Genomic DNA, 15,578 nt, shown 5'->3' with positions numbered 1-15,578 from the left:
TAACATCCGCAACCCTTAAAAACCGACGTCTTCAAGTGCTCTTTTGCCGCGAGGATGTTGACCCCGGTAATGAATGAAGGTAGCTCTGGATGCCAGCCGTCAAAGTTAAAGAGAACGAACCCTTCGACGTAGCTCTGCGTCGTTTCAAGCGCTCCTGCGAAAAAGCCGGTGTACTGGCTGAAGTTCGTAGCCGCGAATTTTACGAGAAGCCAACTTCTGAGCGTAAGCGCAAAGCAGCAGCCGCTGTTAAGCGTCACGCCAAGAAAGTTCAGCGCGAACAGCGCCGCGCCGTTCGTCTGTACTAATACACAGACGTTCGTAGCAAGCTTCTTGCCTAAGCCCGGCTCTCAGCCGGGCTAATGGCATTTGCGTAAAACGCTTGATGCTTCACCGTCGAAGCCGCACACGCGACCGAGACAAATCTGCTTCACGCGTCAGACCTGGCTCTTTTGCCAGCGGTGCACGTCTTTTCTGACGAGCCTTTCAAGGCTACTGACGAGCACACCCACTGATTCCTCTTACGACGATCAGCCCAAGGCACCTGCATGCGTGCCCGCTTTATTGAGCTATCCGAGGCCCTGAACCGGCCGTCAGCGGATTCAGCGCAACACTTTCAAATAGTCGACGACTGATGAGTACTAACGTCAGTGGATTTTCGGCAGATACACTTCCCGACAGCGATTACGCAAACGACACCGGTCGAGCCGCATATTTTGCGCGCTTCAAACGATGACCCGCGTCCGACAGCCTTTCGCAGCGGACTTTTTAGAGCGCAGACGACGAGAATGCCATGGCCGGGCTGATACCCCAGAGCTTCATTGACGACCTGCTGAACCGCACCGACATCGTCGATGTGGTCAGTTCGCGCGTGCAATTGAAGAAGGCCGGCAAGAACTACACCGCCTGTTGCCCGTTTCACAAAGAGAAAACTCCGTCCTTCAGCGTCAGCCCCGACAAGCAGTTCTATTACTGCTTCGGCTGCGGCGCCGGCGGTAATGCCCTCGGCTTTCTCATGGATCACGACAACCTGGATTTCCCCCAGGCCGTCGAGGACCTGGCGAAAGCCGCCGGCATGGAAATCCCCCGCGAAGAGAGCGGCCGCGATCGCAAGCCACGGCAGCCCACCGATTCGCCGCTGTATCCGCTGCTCACCGCCGCCGCCGACTTTTACCGGCAGGCGCTCAAGAGCCATCCAGCACGCAAAGCCGCGGTGGATTATCTCAAGGGCCGCGGCCTGACTGGCGAGATCGCCCGGGATTTCGGCCTCGGCTTTGCCCCGCCGGGCTGGGACAACCTGTTCAAGCATTTGAGCAGCGACACGTTGCAGCAGAAGGCGATGATCGATGCCGGCCTTTTGATCGAAAACGCCGAAACCGGCAAACGTTACGACCGCTTCCGCGATCGCGTGATGTTCCCGATCCGCGACACCCGCGGGCGGATCATCGCTTTCGGCGGCCGCGTGCTCGGTGACGACAAGCCGAAATATCTGAACTCACCGGAAACCCCGGTATTTCATAAAGGCCAGGAACTCTACGGCCTGTATGAGGCGCGCAAGAACAACCGCAACCTCGACGAAATCATCGTCGTCGAAGGCTACATGGACGTCATCGCCCTCGCTCAGCAGGGGTTGAAGAACGCTGTGGCGACGCTGGGCACCGCGACCAGCGAAGAACACATGAAACGCCTGTTCCGCGTCGTACCGAACGTATTGTTCTGTTTCGACGGCGACCAGGCCGGTCGTAACGCCGCTTGGCGCGCACTGGAAGCCACGCTTTCAAGCCTGCAGGACGGCCGTCGCGCACGCTTCCTGTTTCTGCCCGAAGGCGAAGACCCGGATACCTTGGTGCGCGCCGAAGGCACTGATGCCTTCAAGGCCCGAATCAATCAGCACGCTCAGCCGCTGGCGGATTATTTCTTCCAGCAACTGACCGAAGAGGCCGACCCGCGCTCGCTCGAAGGCAAGGCCCATCTGGCCACCCTCGCAGCACCGTTGATCGACAAGGTGCCGGGCGCCAACCTGCGGATTCTGATGCGTCAACGCCTGACCGAAATCACCGGCCTGAGCAGCGAAACCGTCAGTCAGCTGGCGCAAAGCGCGCCGCAGGAAGCGCCGCCCGCCTACGATCCGGGCATCGATTACGACGCAATGCCGGACTACAGCGACTACCATCAGCCGCAGGCACAGGATATGTATGTGCCGCAGCAGGAATGGACGCCCAAGAAACCCGGCGCTGGCGGCAAGAAATGGGACAAGAAGCCCTGGGACAAGAACGGCAAGCGTGGCGGTGATCGCGAACAGCAGCGCCCGCGCACACCGATTGGCGTCGAGTCGCCAACCCTGACTGCCCTGCGCACACTGCTTCATCACCCGCAACTGGCCGAGCGCGTAGAAGATGCCGGGCACATTGCGGACGAGAATCAGACCAACGCCCAGTTACTTGTGGCGCTGCTCGAAGCCGTACAGAAGAATCCCAAGCTAAACTCATTTCAGTTGATCGCGCGATGGCACGGCACTGAACAGGGACGCTTGCTCAAGGCACTGGCAGAAAAGGAGTGGCTGATTGACGGCGATAACCTTGAACAACAGTTTTTCGACACCATTACTAGCTTGTCAGCCCGCCAACGCGAGCGAAATCTGGAACAGTTGCTCAGGAAAGCGCGTCAAAGCGAACTGAGCATTGAAGAGAAAAACCAACTGCGCGACCTATTAAGTCGCAATGTTTCCGCATCAAACCCGACCTCAACTGGCGCGTGAGGTCATAGCTCAGGTATAATCCTCGGCTTGTTTTTTGCCCGCCAAGACCTTCAGTGGATAGGGTGTTATGTCCGGAAAAGCGCAACAGCAGTCTCGTATTATTGAGTTGATCAAACTGGGTCGTGAGCAGAAGTATCTGACTTACGCCGAGGTCAACGACCACCTGCCCGAGGATATTTCAGATCCTGAGCAGGTGGAAGACATCATCCGCATGATTAACGACATGGGGATCCCCGTACACGAGAGTGCTCCGGATGCGGACGCCCTTATGTTGGCCGACGCCGATACCGACGAGGCCGCTGCGGAAGAAGCAGCCGCTGCGTTGGCAGCGGTGGAGACCGATATCGGTCGCACCACTGACCCAGTGCGCATGTATATGCGTGAAATGGGTACGGTCGAGCTTCTGACTCGTGAAGGCGAAATCGAAATCGCCAAACGTATTGAAGAGGGCATCCGTGAAGTGATGAGCGCAATCGCGCACTTCCCTGGCACGGTTGACCACATTCTCTCCGAGTACACCCGCGTCACCACCGAAGGTGGTCGTCTGTCCGACGTTCTGAGCGGTTATATCGACCCGGACGACGGCATTGCGCCGCCTGCCGAAGTGCCGCCACCGGTCGAAGCGAAAGCGGCGAAAGCCGACGACGAAACCGACGACGATGAAGCCGAATCTTCCGATGACGAAGAAGAAGCCGAAAGCGGTCCGGATCCGGTCATCGCTGCCCAGCGCTTTGGCGCCGTGGCTGACCAGATGGAAATCACCCGCAAGGCCCTGAAAAAGCACGGTCGCAACAACAAGGCAGCGATTGCCGAGTTGCTCGCACTGGCCGAGCTGTTCATGCCGATCAAACTGGTGCCGAAGCAATTCGAAGGCCTGGTCGAGCGTGTTCGCAGTGCCCTGGATCGTCTGCGTCAGCAAGAGCGTGCGATCATGCAACTGTGCGTACGTGATGCACGTATGCCACGCGCCGATTTCCTGCGTCAGTTCCCGGGCAACGAAGTCGACGAAAGCTGGTCCGACGCTCTGGCCAAAGGCAAGAGCAAGTACGCCGAAGCCATCGGTCGCGTACAGCCGGACATCATTCGTTGCCAGCAGAAACTGATCGCGCTGGAAACCGAAACCGGTCTGACCATCGCAGAAATCAAGGACATCAACCGTCGCCTGTCGATCGGTGAGGCCAAGGCCCGCCGCGCGAAGAAAGAGATGGTTGAAGCCAACCTGCGTCTGGTGATCTCGATCGCCAAGAAGTACACCAACCGCGGCCTGCAATTCCTCGATCTGATCCAGGAAGGCAACATCGGTCTGATGAAAGCGGTGGACAAGTTCGAATACCGTCGTGGTTACAAGTTCTCGACTTATGCCACCTGGTGGATCCGTCAGGCGATCACTCGCTCGATTGCCGACCAGGCCCGCACCATCCGTATTCCGGTGCACATGATCGAGACGATCAACAAGCTCAACCGTATTTCCCGGCAGATGTTGCAGGAAATGGGCCGCGAACCGACCCCGGAAGAGCTGGGCGAACGCATGGAAATGCCTGAGGACAAGATCCGCAAGGTATTGAAGATCGCTAAAGAGCCGATCTCCATGGAAACCCCGATCGGTGATGACGAAGACTCCCATCTGGGTGACTTCATCGAAGACTCGACCATGCAGTCGCCAATCGATGTCGCCACTGTTGAGAGCCTGAAAGAAGCGACTCGCGAAGTACTGTCCGGCCTTACAGCCCGTGAAGCCAAAGTACTGCGCATGCGTTTCGGCATCGACATGAACACCGACCACACACTCGAAGAAGTGGGCAAACAGTTTGACGTAACGCGTGAGCGGATCCGTCAGATCGAAGCCAAGGCGCTGCGCAAGCTGCGCCACCCGACGCGAAGCGAGCATCTGCGCTCCTTCCTCGACGAGTGATACCAGAACCCCCGGCCCAGGCCGGGGGTTTTGTTTTATGGCAGATTAAATTCCCCGCTCCACCCTCCCCGCCGCATACCCCGTCTACACTCGAAACAAACACCTCCGAGCCCTACCGAGAGCGTTATGCCCAGACTGGCGCCCGTGCTTTTCTTGCTGTCATTGATGATCTGGACCGCCACGGCTGAAGCGCTGACTCTGACCGAAGAAGAACGCAGCTGGCTGGCGGCTCACCCGGATTTGCGCCTGGGGGTCGATGCATCGTGGCCGCCCTTTGAGTTCCGCGACGACCAGACCCGTTATCAGGGCCTGGCGGCGGACTATATCGACGTGATTCGCCAACGTCTGGCGATCAAATTGACGCCCATCGAACCGGTGAGCTGGACGGTGGTGCTGGAGCAGGTGAAACAAGGCAAGATCGATCTTCTGCCTGGCATCATGTCCACCCCTGAACGCCAGACCTATCTGTCGTTCACCCGCCCTTACCTCGACTTCCCGATCGTCATTCTTGCCCACATCGGCGGCGCGCAACCGCGCAAACTCGACGACCTGTACGGTTTGAAAATCGCCGTGGTGGAAAACTACGCGCCCCACGAACTGTTGCGCACCCACCATCCCGATCTGAATCTGGTAGCCATGCCCAATGTCAGCTCGGCGCTGCAGGCGCTGGCCACCGACGAAGTTGACGCCGTGGTCGGCGACCTCGCGTCCAGCGTCTGGAGCCTGCGCCAGCTCAAACTCGACGGTCTGTACGTCAGCGGCGAAACCCCTTATCGCTACCAACTGGCCATGGCCGTACCGCGTGACAACAAGGTGCTGGTGGGGATTCTCGACAAAGTGCTCGCGGACATGAGCCCTGATGAAATCAGCAGCATCCAGGAACACTGGGTGGGTAACGTCCTTGATCATCGGACATTCTGGTCGGACCTGCTGATCTACGGTTTGCCGGGGCTGTTGCTGTTGGTGACGATCCTCGCCGTGGTGATCCGCATCAATCGCCGCCTGAGTTCGGAAATCGCCCGACGTATCGACCTCGAACAGGAACTGCGCAGCAGCGAATACCACTATCGTGGCCTGGTCGAGAGCCTGTCGGCCATCGCCTGGGAAGCGCGGATGAGCGACTTCACCTACAGCTATGTCTCGCCACACGCTGAAGATTTGCTCGGCTATCCACAATCCCACTGGCTGATCCCCGGCTTCTGGCACAACATCATTCACCCGGCCGATCTGACCCGCACCCAGAGTTACTGCAAAGAAGCGCTTCGCCAGCGTCGCGATCACATCGTCGACTATCGCGTGATCACCGCGGATGGCCGCTGCCTGTGGGTGCGCGACATCGTCAGCCTGATCGAACATGGCCACGAGCCGGTGATGCGCGGCTTGATGATCGATATCAGCGAAATCAAGCGCACTGAAGAGGCGTTACGACTCTCGGAACAAAAATTCGCCTCGGTATTCCAGCAATGCCCGGACATTCTGGTGATTGCACGACTGTCTGATGGCTGCCTGCTGGAGGTCAACGAAGCGTTTGAAGAGCAGATCGGCCTCAAAGCCGAGGAAGTGCTGGGCCAAACGGCGACCGAGCTGAATATCTGGGGGATTGCCGGCGTTGGCCCGGGACTGCTGCAACGCCTGCAGGCGGGCAGTATTCGCAATCTGGAGATGCCCTTTCGCCGCAACAATGGCCAGTTGTTCACGGGCCTGATTTCCGCCGAACCGTTTGACCTCGACACCACCCCCGCGCTCGTCGTGGTAGTACGTGACATCACTCAGCTCAAGGAAACCCAACAGCAACTGCAAACCTCCGAAGAGAAGTTCGCCAAAGCCTTCCATGCCTCGCCGGACGGCTTGTTGTTGTCACGCCAGAGCGATGGCCTGCTGCTGGAGGTCAACGAGGGTTTTAGCCGTATCACCGGTTTCAATAGCGCCATGTCGGTGGATCGCTCAGCGCTGGATCTGGGGATCTGGGTCAACCTCAACGAACGTAAACAGATGCTCGACCTGTTGCATCGCGACGGCTTCGTCCGTGATTTCACCTGCCATATTCGCCGCAGTGACGGACAGATCCGGCTCTGCGAAGTCTCCAGCCGTCCACTGCCGATTGGCGACGAAGACTGCATGCTGACCATTGCCCGCGACATCACCGAGCGTCATCTGATGCAGGAAAAACTGCAACAGGCCGCCACCGTGTTCGAAAGTACTGCGGAAGGTGTACTGATCACCGACACCCAACAGCACATCAGTGCGGTCAATCGCGCTTTCACGGAAATCACCGGTTACAGCGAAAGCGAAGCGCTCGGGCATACACCGCGCCTGCTCGCCTCCGGCCTGCACGACAGCGCCTTTTATGCGGCGATGTGGCACCAGTTGACCGACGAAGGTCACTGGCAAGGCGAGATCTCCAACCGGCGCAAGAACGGCGAGTTATACCCGAGCTGGCTGACCATCAGTGCCGTGCGCAACCGCGACAAGTTCATTACCCACTTTGTCGCGGTGTTTGCCGACATCTCCAGCCTCAAACATGCACAAGCCAAACTCGATTATCAGGCGCACCACGACCCGCTCACCGGTCTGCCCAACCGCACGCTGTTCGAAAACCGCTTGCTGATGGCGCTGAACAGTCAGCAAGAGAACGGCGGCCAAGGCGCCGTGCTGTTTCTCGATCTGGATCGCTTCAAACACATCAATGACAGTCTTGGTCACCCGGTCGGCGATCTGTTGCTCAAGGGTATCGCCGTGCGCTTGAAAGAGCAGCTGCGAGACATCGATACCGTGGCGCGTCTGGGCGGTGACGAATTCATCATTCTGTTACCCGGCCTGCAACAGGCCAGCGATGCCGACAACATCGCCACCAAACTGCTCAATTGCTTCGGCGCACCGTTCCAGGCCGGCGAGCATGAGTTCTTCATCAGCGCCAGCATCGGCACCAGCCTCTATCCACGGGATGGTTGCGACGTCGCCACCTTGGTGAAAAACGCCGACGCAGCGATGTACCGCTCCAAGGCCAAGGGCCGCAACCGCGTCGAGAGCTACACCCGTGACCTTACCGCCCAGGCCAGCGAACGCATAGCGCTGGAGCATGAACTGCGCCGGGCCATCGAACGCGATGAACTGTTTCTCTACTACCAGCCGAAAATCAGCCTCGACGACCATCGCCTGGTCGGCGCTGAAGCACTGATCCGCTGGCGCCATCCGACCTTCGGCGACGTGCCGCCAGAGCACTTCATTCCGCTGGCCGAAGAGAACGGCATGATCCTGCAGATTGGCGACTGGGTACTCGAGACCGCGTGCCGGCAAATGTTCGAATGGAGTCAGGTCTACGACAGCCTCGGTCCGCTGTCAGTGAACCTCGCCGGCGCGCAACTGCGGCAGCCGAATCTGCTCGGACGCATCGAACAGTTGCTCAACGACAACCGCCTGCAGCCGGATTTACTGCAACTGGAAATTACCGAAAATTTCATCATGAGTCAGGCCGAAGAGGCGCTGGCCGTATTGCACCAACTCAAACACCTCGGCGTTCAGTTGGCGATCGATGACTTCGGCACCGGATATTCTTCGCTCAGCTACCTCAAGCGCCTGCCACTGGACATCCTCAAAATCGACCAGTCGTTCGTCCGCGGACTGCCCGACGACCCCCACGACGCGGCCATTGTCCGAGCCATCATCGCGCTGGGCCGGAGCATGCAATTCACCGTTATCGCCGAGGGCGTGGAAACCCAGGCACAACAACAATTTCTCGCCGCCGAAGGCTGTGAACAGATCCAGGGCTACATCGTCAGCCTGCCGCTGCCGCCGGAAGAATTCGCGGCAACGTTTCTTCGTGTAACCGTATCGGATTTTTCGGATAGCACAGCCGAGAAACCGTCGCTATAATCCGCGACCTACTGAGGGCCTATAGCTCAGTTGGTCAGAGCAGAGGACTCATAATCCTTTGGTCCACGGTTCAAGTCCGTGTGGGCCCACCAAACAAACAAAGGCTTATGCTTGATGGCATAGGCCTTTTTTGTTTTTGTGTCTCGTCAGCCAATCATTCGAACCCGTCCACCTGGACGTGAGTGGTGCATGCGGGACAGACGTAAAATCAAATCGCAAGGAGCACGCAATGAGCGTAATGGAAAAGGAATTTCCAGAAATACACATCGACGACACCATCAAAGCTCTTGAGCACTTGAGTACATGCAGGCCTCTGAAGGCATCTGCAAGACGCAGCAGGTTCGAAGTGAATGCAGAGAAATTTGCCAATTGGTGTCTCGTTCTCGGCGGTGCCGGGATGGCCGTCGCTGCCTGCATGGCCTACTGGCATACGTCGCATACGCCGCTGCCGGAAGGGGCCAAGTATCTGGCTCTCTATCTTTTGCTCTTCTCGACCATAGCTACTTTGCTGTCGCTGCTTACACCCATGTTGGTACTGATCCATGCGCTCTTCCGATGGGAGACCATGACCTTGAAAAGCATGATTGCCGATGTCAGACACGAGAGTGCGTTAGTAGATTCACTTCAACCTCATTCGGAAGTGGCACTTCTGGATGCAAAGTATTGGCTCGAACTCAGAATCAATCGAGCAGAAGCGCGGGTCGCCCTGTTTTTTGGAGAAAAGGCTGCAGCCCTCGCGCTGCTGGGAACGGCCTACGTCTGCGCGGAAAAATTCGGCGGTTTTCCCTGGATCAGTAAGACCTTGTTGGCCGGCCCTGTGAGCGGGAACTGGGGTAATAGCGCCTTGTTGATGATCATTGCCTTGGTACTCGGTCTTTCCATGGGAGCGGTGTTGCTCAAACACGTAAATCTCCGATACCGCTTCCAGATCGAACTTATCGATCAAGCCTTGCGCAGAATGGCCAGATAACGGTCAATCCAACGCATAAAAATCCGCGCAATACGCGGATTTTTTTGTTTTCACGCTTCGCTCCCGATTGGCAAAACCATTCGCTTACCGCCCACAAGCGTGTCGTCGGTTGAGCCTGTAACATGCTCGCCCAAAGATCCGCGCCCCATGGAGCCTCCCTTGCCCGACATCCGCCCGCCCGTGCTCGATGAAATCGACCGTCAGTTGATCGCCGCCCTGCAGATCAATGCCCGCGAAAGTGTGGCCATGCTTGCCCGGCAATTGGGCATTGCGCGAACCACCGTGACGTCGCGTCTGGCGCGCCTGGAGAAGGCCAAAGTAATCACCGGCTATGGCGTGCGCCTCGGCCAGCGAGTGGTCGATGGGGGCTTGCAGGCGTATGTCGGGATCAAGGTACAGCCACGTTCCGGCAAAGAGGTGCTGCGTCGGTTGAGTGCGATGGCGCAGGTGCAGCAGTTGTGTGCCGTGAGTGGCGAGTTCGATTATGTGGCGTGGTTGCGTACCGATTCGCCGGAGCAGCTGGATCAGTTGCTCGATCAGATTGGTAGCGTGGATGGGGTGGAGAAGACCACGACTTCGATTATTTTGAGTAGCAAGATTGATCGGGGGCAGCCGGTTTGAATTTTCTCACCGAGATTTCTCGGTTGAATGTGAAGGCCTCTTCGCGGGCAAGCCCGCTTCCACAGTGATCGAAGTGAAGTCCAATATCGTCGTTATGAACCATTTGATAGCAAAACGACGACACTTTGCGTCTTATTAACGTGTTCTACGCTGCCTAGAATGACTGGCATCTTTTCCTATACTCAGACGCGCATCCTGCGTCGAGTCGCCAGCAAGGTCAGCCATGAACAAGAACAATCGCCATCCAGCAGACGGAAAGAAACCCGTCACCATTTTCGGTCCGGACTTTCCGTTCGCGTTCGACGACTGGATCGAACATCCCGCTGGTCTGGGCAGCATTCCTGAGCAACACCATGGCGCTGAGGTGGCGATTGTCGGTGCGGGCATTGCCGGTCTGGTGGCTGCGTATGAACTGATGAAACTCGGTTTGAAGCCAGTGGTGTACGAAGCGTCGAAACTCGGCGGCCGTCTGCGCTCGCAAGCCTTCAACGGCACTGACGCTATCGTCGCGGAACTGGGCGGCATGCGTTTTCCCGTGTCCTCCACGGCGTTCTATCACTACGTTGACAAGCTCGGTCTCGAGACCAAGCCTTTCCCCAATCCGTTGACCGGCGCTTCTGGCAGCACCGTGATCGATCTGGAAGGCGAAACCTATTACGCCGAAAGCCTGAAGGATCTTCCTGCGTTGTTTCAGGAAGTGGCAGACGCGTGGGCGGATGCGCTGGAAGCCGGCTCGCAATTCTCCGACATTCAACAAGCCATTCGCGACCGCGATGTGCCGCGCCTGAAAGAGCTGTGGAACAAGCTGGTGCCGCTGTGGGACGACCGGACCTTTTATGACTTCGTCGCCACCTCGAAAGCCTTCGCCAAATTGTCGTTCCAACACCGCGAAGTGTTCGGCCAGGTCGGTTTCGGCACCGGCGGCTGGGATTCGGACTTCCCCAATTCGATGCTGGAAATCTTCCGCGTCGTAATGACCAACTGCGACGATCATCAGCATCTGGTGGTCGGTGGTGTTGAACAAGTGCCACAAGGCATCTGGCGCCATGTGCCGGAGCGCTGCGTGCACTGGCCGGAAGGCACCAGCCTGAAATCCCTGCACCGTGGCGCGCCGCGTTCCGGGGTGAAGAAAATCGCTCACGCGCCGCAGGGCCGTTTCGCGGTCACCGACAACAATGGCGACACCCGCGAATACGCTGCCGTGCTGACCACCTGCCAGAGCTGGCTGCTGACCACGCAGATCGAATGCGATGAAACCCTGTTCTCGCAGAAAATGTGGATGGCCCTCGACCGCACCCGCTATATGCAGTCGTCGAAAACCTTTGTGATGGTCGATCGGCCGTTCTGGAAGGACAAAGACCCCGAAACCGGTCGCGACGTAATGAGCATGACCCTCACCGATCGCCTGACCCGTGGCACCTATCTGTTCGACAACGGTGACGACAAACCGGGGGTGATTTGTCTGTCGTACTCGTGGATGAGCGACGCACTGAAGATGCTGCCGCACCCGGTGGAAAAACGCGTAGAGCTGGCATTGAATGCACTGAAAAAGATCTATCCGAAAGTCGATATTGCCGCGCGAATCATCGGCGACCCGATCACCGTGTCGTGGGAAGCCGATCCCTATTTCCTCGGTGCATTCAAGGGCGCCCTGCCCGGCCACTATCGCTACAACCAGCGCATGTACGCGCACTTCATGCAGGACGACATGCCCGCCGAGCAGCGCGGGATTTTCATCGCCGGCGACGACGTTTCGTGGACGCCGGCATGGGTCGAAGGCGCGGTGCAAACCTCGCTCAACGCGGTGTGGGGGATCATGAAGCATTTCGGCGGTTCGACACATAAAGCGAACCCGGGCCCGGGTGATGTGTTCAAAGACATCGGCCCTATCGCCCTGCCCGAGTAAGAGGAATCCCTGATGCGTGTAGCCCTTTACCAATGTCCGCCGCTGCCTTTGGACCCCGCTGCCAACCTGCAACGCCTGCATCAAGTGGCGATGGAGGCTAAAGGCGCCGATCTGTTGGTGCTGCCGGAGATGTTCATGACCGGCTATAACATCGGCGCGGACGCGGTCAGTACCCTGGCCGAGGTCTACAACGGCGAATGGGCGCAGCAGATCGGCCGGATCGCCAAGGCGGCAGGTCTGGCGATTGTTTATGGCTATCCGGAACGCACCGCCGACGGTCAGATCTACAACGCGGTGCAGTTGATCGACGCGCACGGTGAGCGCTTGTGCAATTACCGCAAGACCCATCTGTTCGGTGATCTGGATCGCTCGATGTTCAGCCCGGGCGATGACGACTTCCCCCTCGTTGAGCTCAACGGCTGGAAGCTCGGCTTCCTGATCTGCTACGACCTGGAGTTTCCGGAAAACACCCGTCGCCTGGCACTCGCCGGCGCCGAGCTGATCCTGGTGCCGACGGCGAACATGATTCCCTTCGATTTCGTCGCCGACGTGACCGTGCGTTCCCGCGCCTTCGAAAACCAGTGCTACGTGGCCTACGCCAACTATTGCGGCAGCGAAGGCGACATCCACTATTGCGGGCAAAGCAGCATCGCCGCGCCGGACGGCAGCCGTATCGCCCAGGCCGGGCTCGACGAAGCGCTGATTGTCGGCGAGCTGGATCGGCAACTGATGCTCGACTCCCGCGCGGCCAATCGCTACCTCAGCGATCGCCGCCCGGAGCTTTACGGCGCGCTGAACCAGCGCTAATCCGCTAGCATTGGCACTTCACTGTTCTGGAAGTGCCCATGCCTGCGCCGACTGCCCCCCGTCCCCACACTGAAACCCTGGCTAACGGCTTGCGCGTGACCCTGCGTCATGTGCCAGGTCTGAAACGCAGCGCCGCTGCCTTGCGCGTGGCTGCCGGCAGTCATGACGTACCGTTGGCGTGGCCGGGGCTGGCGCATTTTCTTGAGCATTTGCTATTTCTCGGTACCGAGCGATTTCCCGCTGGCGAAGGACTGATGGCTTACGTGCAACGTCACGGTGGGCAAGTGAATGCCAGCACGCGAGAACGCACCACTGACTTCTTTTTTGAGGTGCCGACCCGGGCGTTCAGCGCCGGATTGGAGCGCCTGTCAGACATGCTCGCTCAACCGCGTATGCAACTGGACGATCAGTTGCGGGAACGGGAAGTGTTGCAGGCAGAATTTGTCGCCTGGTCGCAAGATTCTGCGGCTCAGCAGCAGTTTGCGTTGTATGAGGGTTTACCGGCAGAGCATCCGTTGCGCGGGTTTCATGCCGGGAATCGGGATAGCCTGAAAGTGGAGTTGCCGGCGTTTCAGCAGGCGCTGAAGGATTTCCACCAACAGTTTTATCAGAGCGGGCAAATGACCTTGAGTTTGGCCGGACCGCAAAGTCTTGAAGAACTGAAAGCACTGGCTGAGCAATTTGCCTCCCTGTTGCCTGCTGGGGATAACGTTGCACAGGCTGCGCCTCTGCCACTGGCGGTGAAAAGTTATCAACAGGTCGGCGAACGCGGCGGCAATCTGTTATTTGCCTTTGATGATTTGCCGAAGTCTTGCGCCGAGGCGATGAAGTTTCTTTGCCATTGGTTGAACAGCGCCAAGCCCGGTGGGCTGCTGACCTATCTGCACGAACAGGATCTGGCAGATGATCTGAAAGCGGCGCCACTGTACTGCTTTGCCGGGCAAGCCTTGTTGCACCTGGAGTTCACCGCGCCCGCCGAATCGATGAGCGCGATTGGCGAGCACGTTTCGGATTGGCTGAGCTTCTTCGCGCAACAGGATTGGACGCCGCTGCGTGCGGAATACACAGCCCTGGTTCAGCGCCAGCAACAAATCAGCAGTGCCCTGCAACTGGCCCGGCTCGACAGCGAGCAAGCAGAAAGCGACCTGTCCGACAGCGGCGTCTGCGCCCTCAAACATCTGCTCCGTGAAATCGGTGTTGTGGATAACTTCAGCGCTCACTGGCGCTTACCCGCCGCCAATCCATTCCTGCGCGCCAGCGAACCGCTCGCCAATGCGGGGCTGATCCGCGGCCAGACCAGCGCTCACCGCGGCCTGCGCACGTTTGCTCAGGATCGTTCGCGCGGCCGGCGGGAACGCTCGCCGATGCAGTTCAGTCAGGCATTGCCGGACAACAGTGACGACGGCGCGATTTATCTGCGTTGGCAGGTCGAGGCCGCCGCCAGCGCTGATCTGCAATCGCGCCTGCAGCGCAGCCTTCGGCAAACACAGCAAGACGCCCGTGAGGCCGGGGTCGAATTGTCTTTCAGCACTGCCAGCCATCAATGGTTGCTCAAGCTCACAGGACTGCAGGAGCCAATGCCCGGCGTCCTGGAGCACGCGCTGAAATGTCTGACGCAGGTTGACGCCGATTCGCCGCGTAGTGAGCCGGAAACGCCGCTGATCGCCATTCGCCAGTTGCTTCAAGCGCTGCCGAAACAGGCGCTGCAATCAGCCAAAACCAGCGACGACGCCAAACACCTGTGGACAACTTCGCACTGGGACGGCCTCGCGCTGGGACTGAGCCACCAGACCCAATCCGCCATGGGCCTGGCTCTGAGCCGTGTTCCCGGGATCGCGGACAATCAGTTGGCAGCGCCGTCGGCGATCACCGTGCACAAACGCTGGATAGCTATCGATACGACCTCCAGCGAACACGCCGTGCTGCTGTTCTGCCCGACCGCCAGCCGCGACATCGCCGACGAAGCCGCATGGCGACTGTTGGCGCAGTTGTGCCAGACGCCGTTCTATCAGCGCCTGCGCGTCGACCTGCAATTGGGCTATGCGGTGTTCAGTGCGCTGCGCCAGATGAATGGTCAAACCGCACTGCTGTTCGGCGTGCAATCCCCGCGTGCCACTCCTGCGGAGTTGCTCGAGCACATTCAACAGTTCCTCAACGGTATGCTCGCGCTGATCGAAGAGCTTGATGAGGCCAGCCTTAATCAGCAGCGACAAAACCTCGCGGATCAATTCGACGAAGCCAACCTGTCCGGCAAAGAGGTCGCCGAACTGCTCTGGCAGGCCAGACTTGCAGGCCACTCGTCGGAATATCTCGGGCAACTGCGCGCCACCATCGGCCAGCTTGATCGCCAGGCGTTGCTTAACGCGGCACAGCGCTTGATCAACGCCGAAGGTGGCTGGCTCTGCCTCGCCAGCGATCCTGCACCCGGCCCCCCCTGGCAAACGACAAATTGATCATTACCGAGGCTGCAAGGAGCTTTCTCAAAGATTCACGGGCAATTCCGGTGAAATTTTGAGTAACATAGCCGCCTAACTATTTGGAACATCTTTGCGCTGTCGTGGACTATACCTATGGACAGCGCTATCCCACCCAACCTGAGGAGACACCCTATGTCCTGGACAAAACCGGCTTACACCGACCTGCGTATCGGCTTCGAAGTCACCATGTACTTCGCCAGCCGCTGAGTTCTGCTTACGTAGAATTGCAGTGCAACGCCTCGGCTCGCCGGGGCGTT

At 58.6% G+C, this 15,578-nt stretch carries 10 protein-coding genes and 1 tRNA gene; all 11 read left to right on the top strand.

What is annotated here, in order from left to right; translation table 11 throughout:
* Positions 1-89 precede the first annotated feature (89 nt).
* Positions 90-305, top strand: a complete 216-nt coding sequence (gene rpsU / locus ACM6IV_RS15960) for a 30S ribosomal protein S21 (RefSeq protein ID WP_002551877.1) — start codon at positions 90-92, stop codon at positions 303-305.
* Between the two features lie 485 nt (positions 306-790).
* Positions 791-2,755 (top strand): DNA primase, encoded by a 1,965-nt coding sequence (gene dnaG, locus ACM6IV_RS15955; protein ID WP_414870716.1) that lies wholly within the window; start codon positions 791-793, stop codon positions 2,753-2,755.
* Between the two features lie 67 nt (positions 2,756-2,822).
* Positions 2,823-4,667: an RNA polymerase sigma factor RpoD gene (rpoD, locus tag ACM6IV_RS15950; RefSeq protein WP_414870715.1), complete on the top strand. Its 1,845-nt coding sequence runs from the start codon at positions 2,823-2,825 to the stop codon at positions 4,665-4,667.
* Positions 4,668-4,793: 126 nt separating this feature from the next.
* Positions 4,794-8,540: a bifunctional diguanylate cyclase/phosphodiesterase gene (locus tag ACM6IV_RS15945; protein WP_414870714.1), complete on the top strand. Its 3,747-nt coding sequence runs from the start codon at positions 4,794-4,796 to the stop codon at positions 8,538-8,540.
* A gap of 15 nt (positions 8,541-8,555) precedes the next feature.
* Positions 8,556-8,632 (top strand) — tRNA-Ile (locus ACM6IV_RS15940).
* A gap of 137 nt (positions 8,633-8,769) precedes the next feature.
* The gene (locus tag ACM6IV_RS15935) at positions 8,770-9,510 is read left to right on the top strand and encodes a hypothetical protein (protein WP_414870713.1); all 741 of its coding nucleotides are present in this window, start codon (positions 8,770-8,772) and stop codon (positions 9,508-9,510) included.
* Positions 9,511-9,669: 159 nt separating this feature from the next.
* Entirely contained in the window at positions 9,670-10,131 is a 462-nt protein-coding gene (locus ACM6IV_RS15930) for an Lrp/AsnC family transcriptional regulator (protein WP_007910086.1), read from the top strand.
* 223 nt (positions 10,132-10,354) lie between these two features.
* Positions 10,355-12,037 carry a flavin monoamine oxidase family protein gene (locus ACM6IV_RS15925; protein ID WP_414870712.1) on the top strand — a complete coding sequence of 561 codons (1,683 nt, stop codon included), beginning with the start codon at positions 10,355-10,357 and terminating at the stop codon, positions 12,035-12,037.
* Positions 12,038-12,049: 12 nt separating this feature from the next.
* On the top strand, positions 12,050-12,844 hold the full coding sequence (locus tag ACM6IV_RS15920) for a carbon-nitrogen hydrolase family protein (RefSeq protein WP_414870711.1): 795 nt from the start codon (positions 12,050-12,052) through the stop codon (positions 12,842-12,844).
* A gap of 38 nt (positions 12,845-12,882) precedes the next feature.
* A complete protein-coding gene (gene pqqF, locus ACM6IV_RS15915) occupies positions 12,883-15,297 on the top strand; it encodes a pyrroloquinoline quinone biosynthesis protein PqqF (RefSeq protein ID WP_414870710.1) in 2,415 nt (804 codons plus the stop codon).
* 156 nt (positions 15,298-15,453) lie between these two features.
* Positions 15,454-15,528 (top strand): pyrroloquinoline quinone precursor peptide PqqA, encoded by a 75-nt coding sequence (gene pqqA / locus ACM6IV_RS15910; RefSeq protein WP_003422658.1) that lies wholly within the window; start codon positions 15,454-15,456, stop codon positions 15,526-15,528.
* Positions 15,529-15,578: the final 50 nt, after the last annotated feature.

Origin of the sequence: Pseudomonas sp. IT-347P (assembly GCF_949768005.1) — a bacterium.
GTDB lineage: Bacteria > Pseudomonadota > Gammaproteobacteria > Pseudomonadales > Pseudomonadaceae > Aquipseudomonas.
Note: the sequence above shows the minus strand (reverse complement) of the source record. Positions and strands in the feature narration are given on the sequence as shown.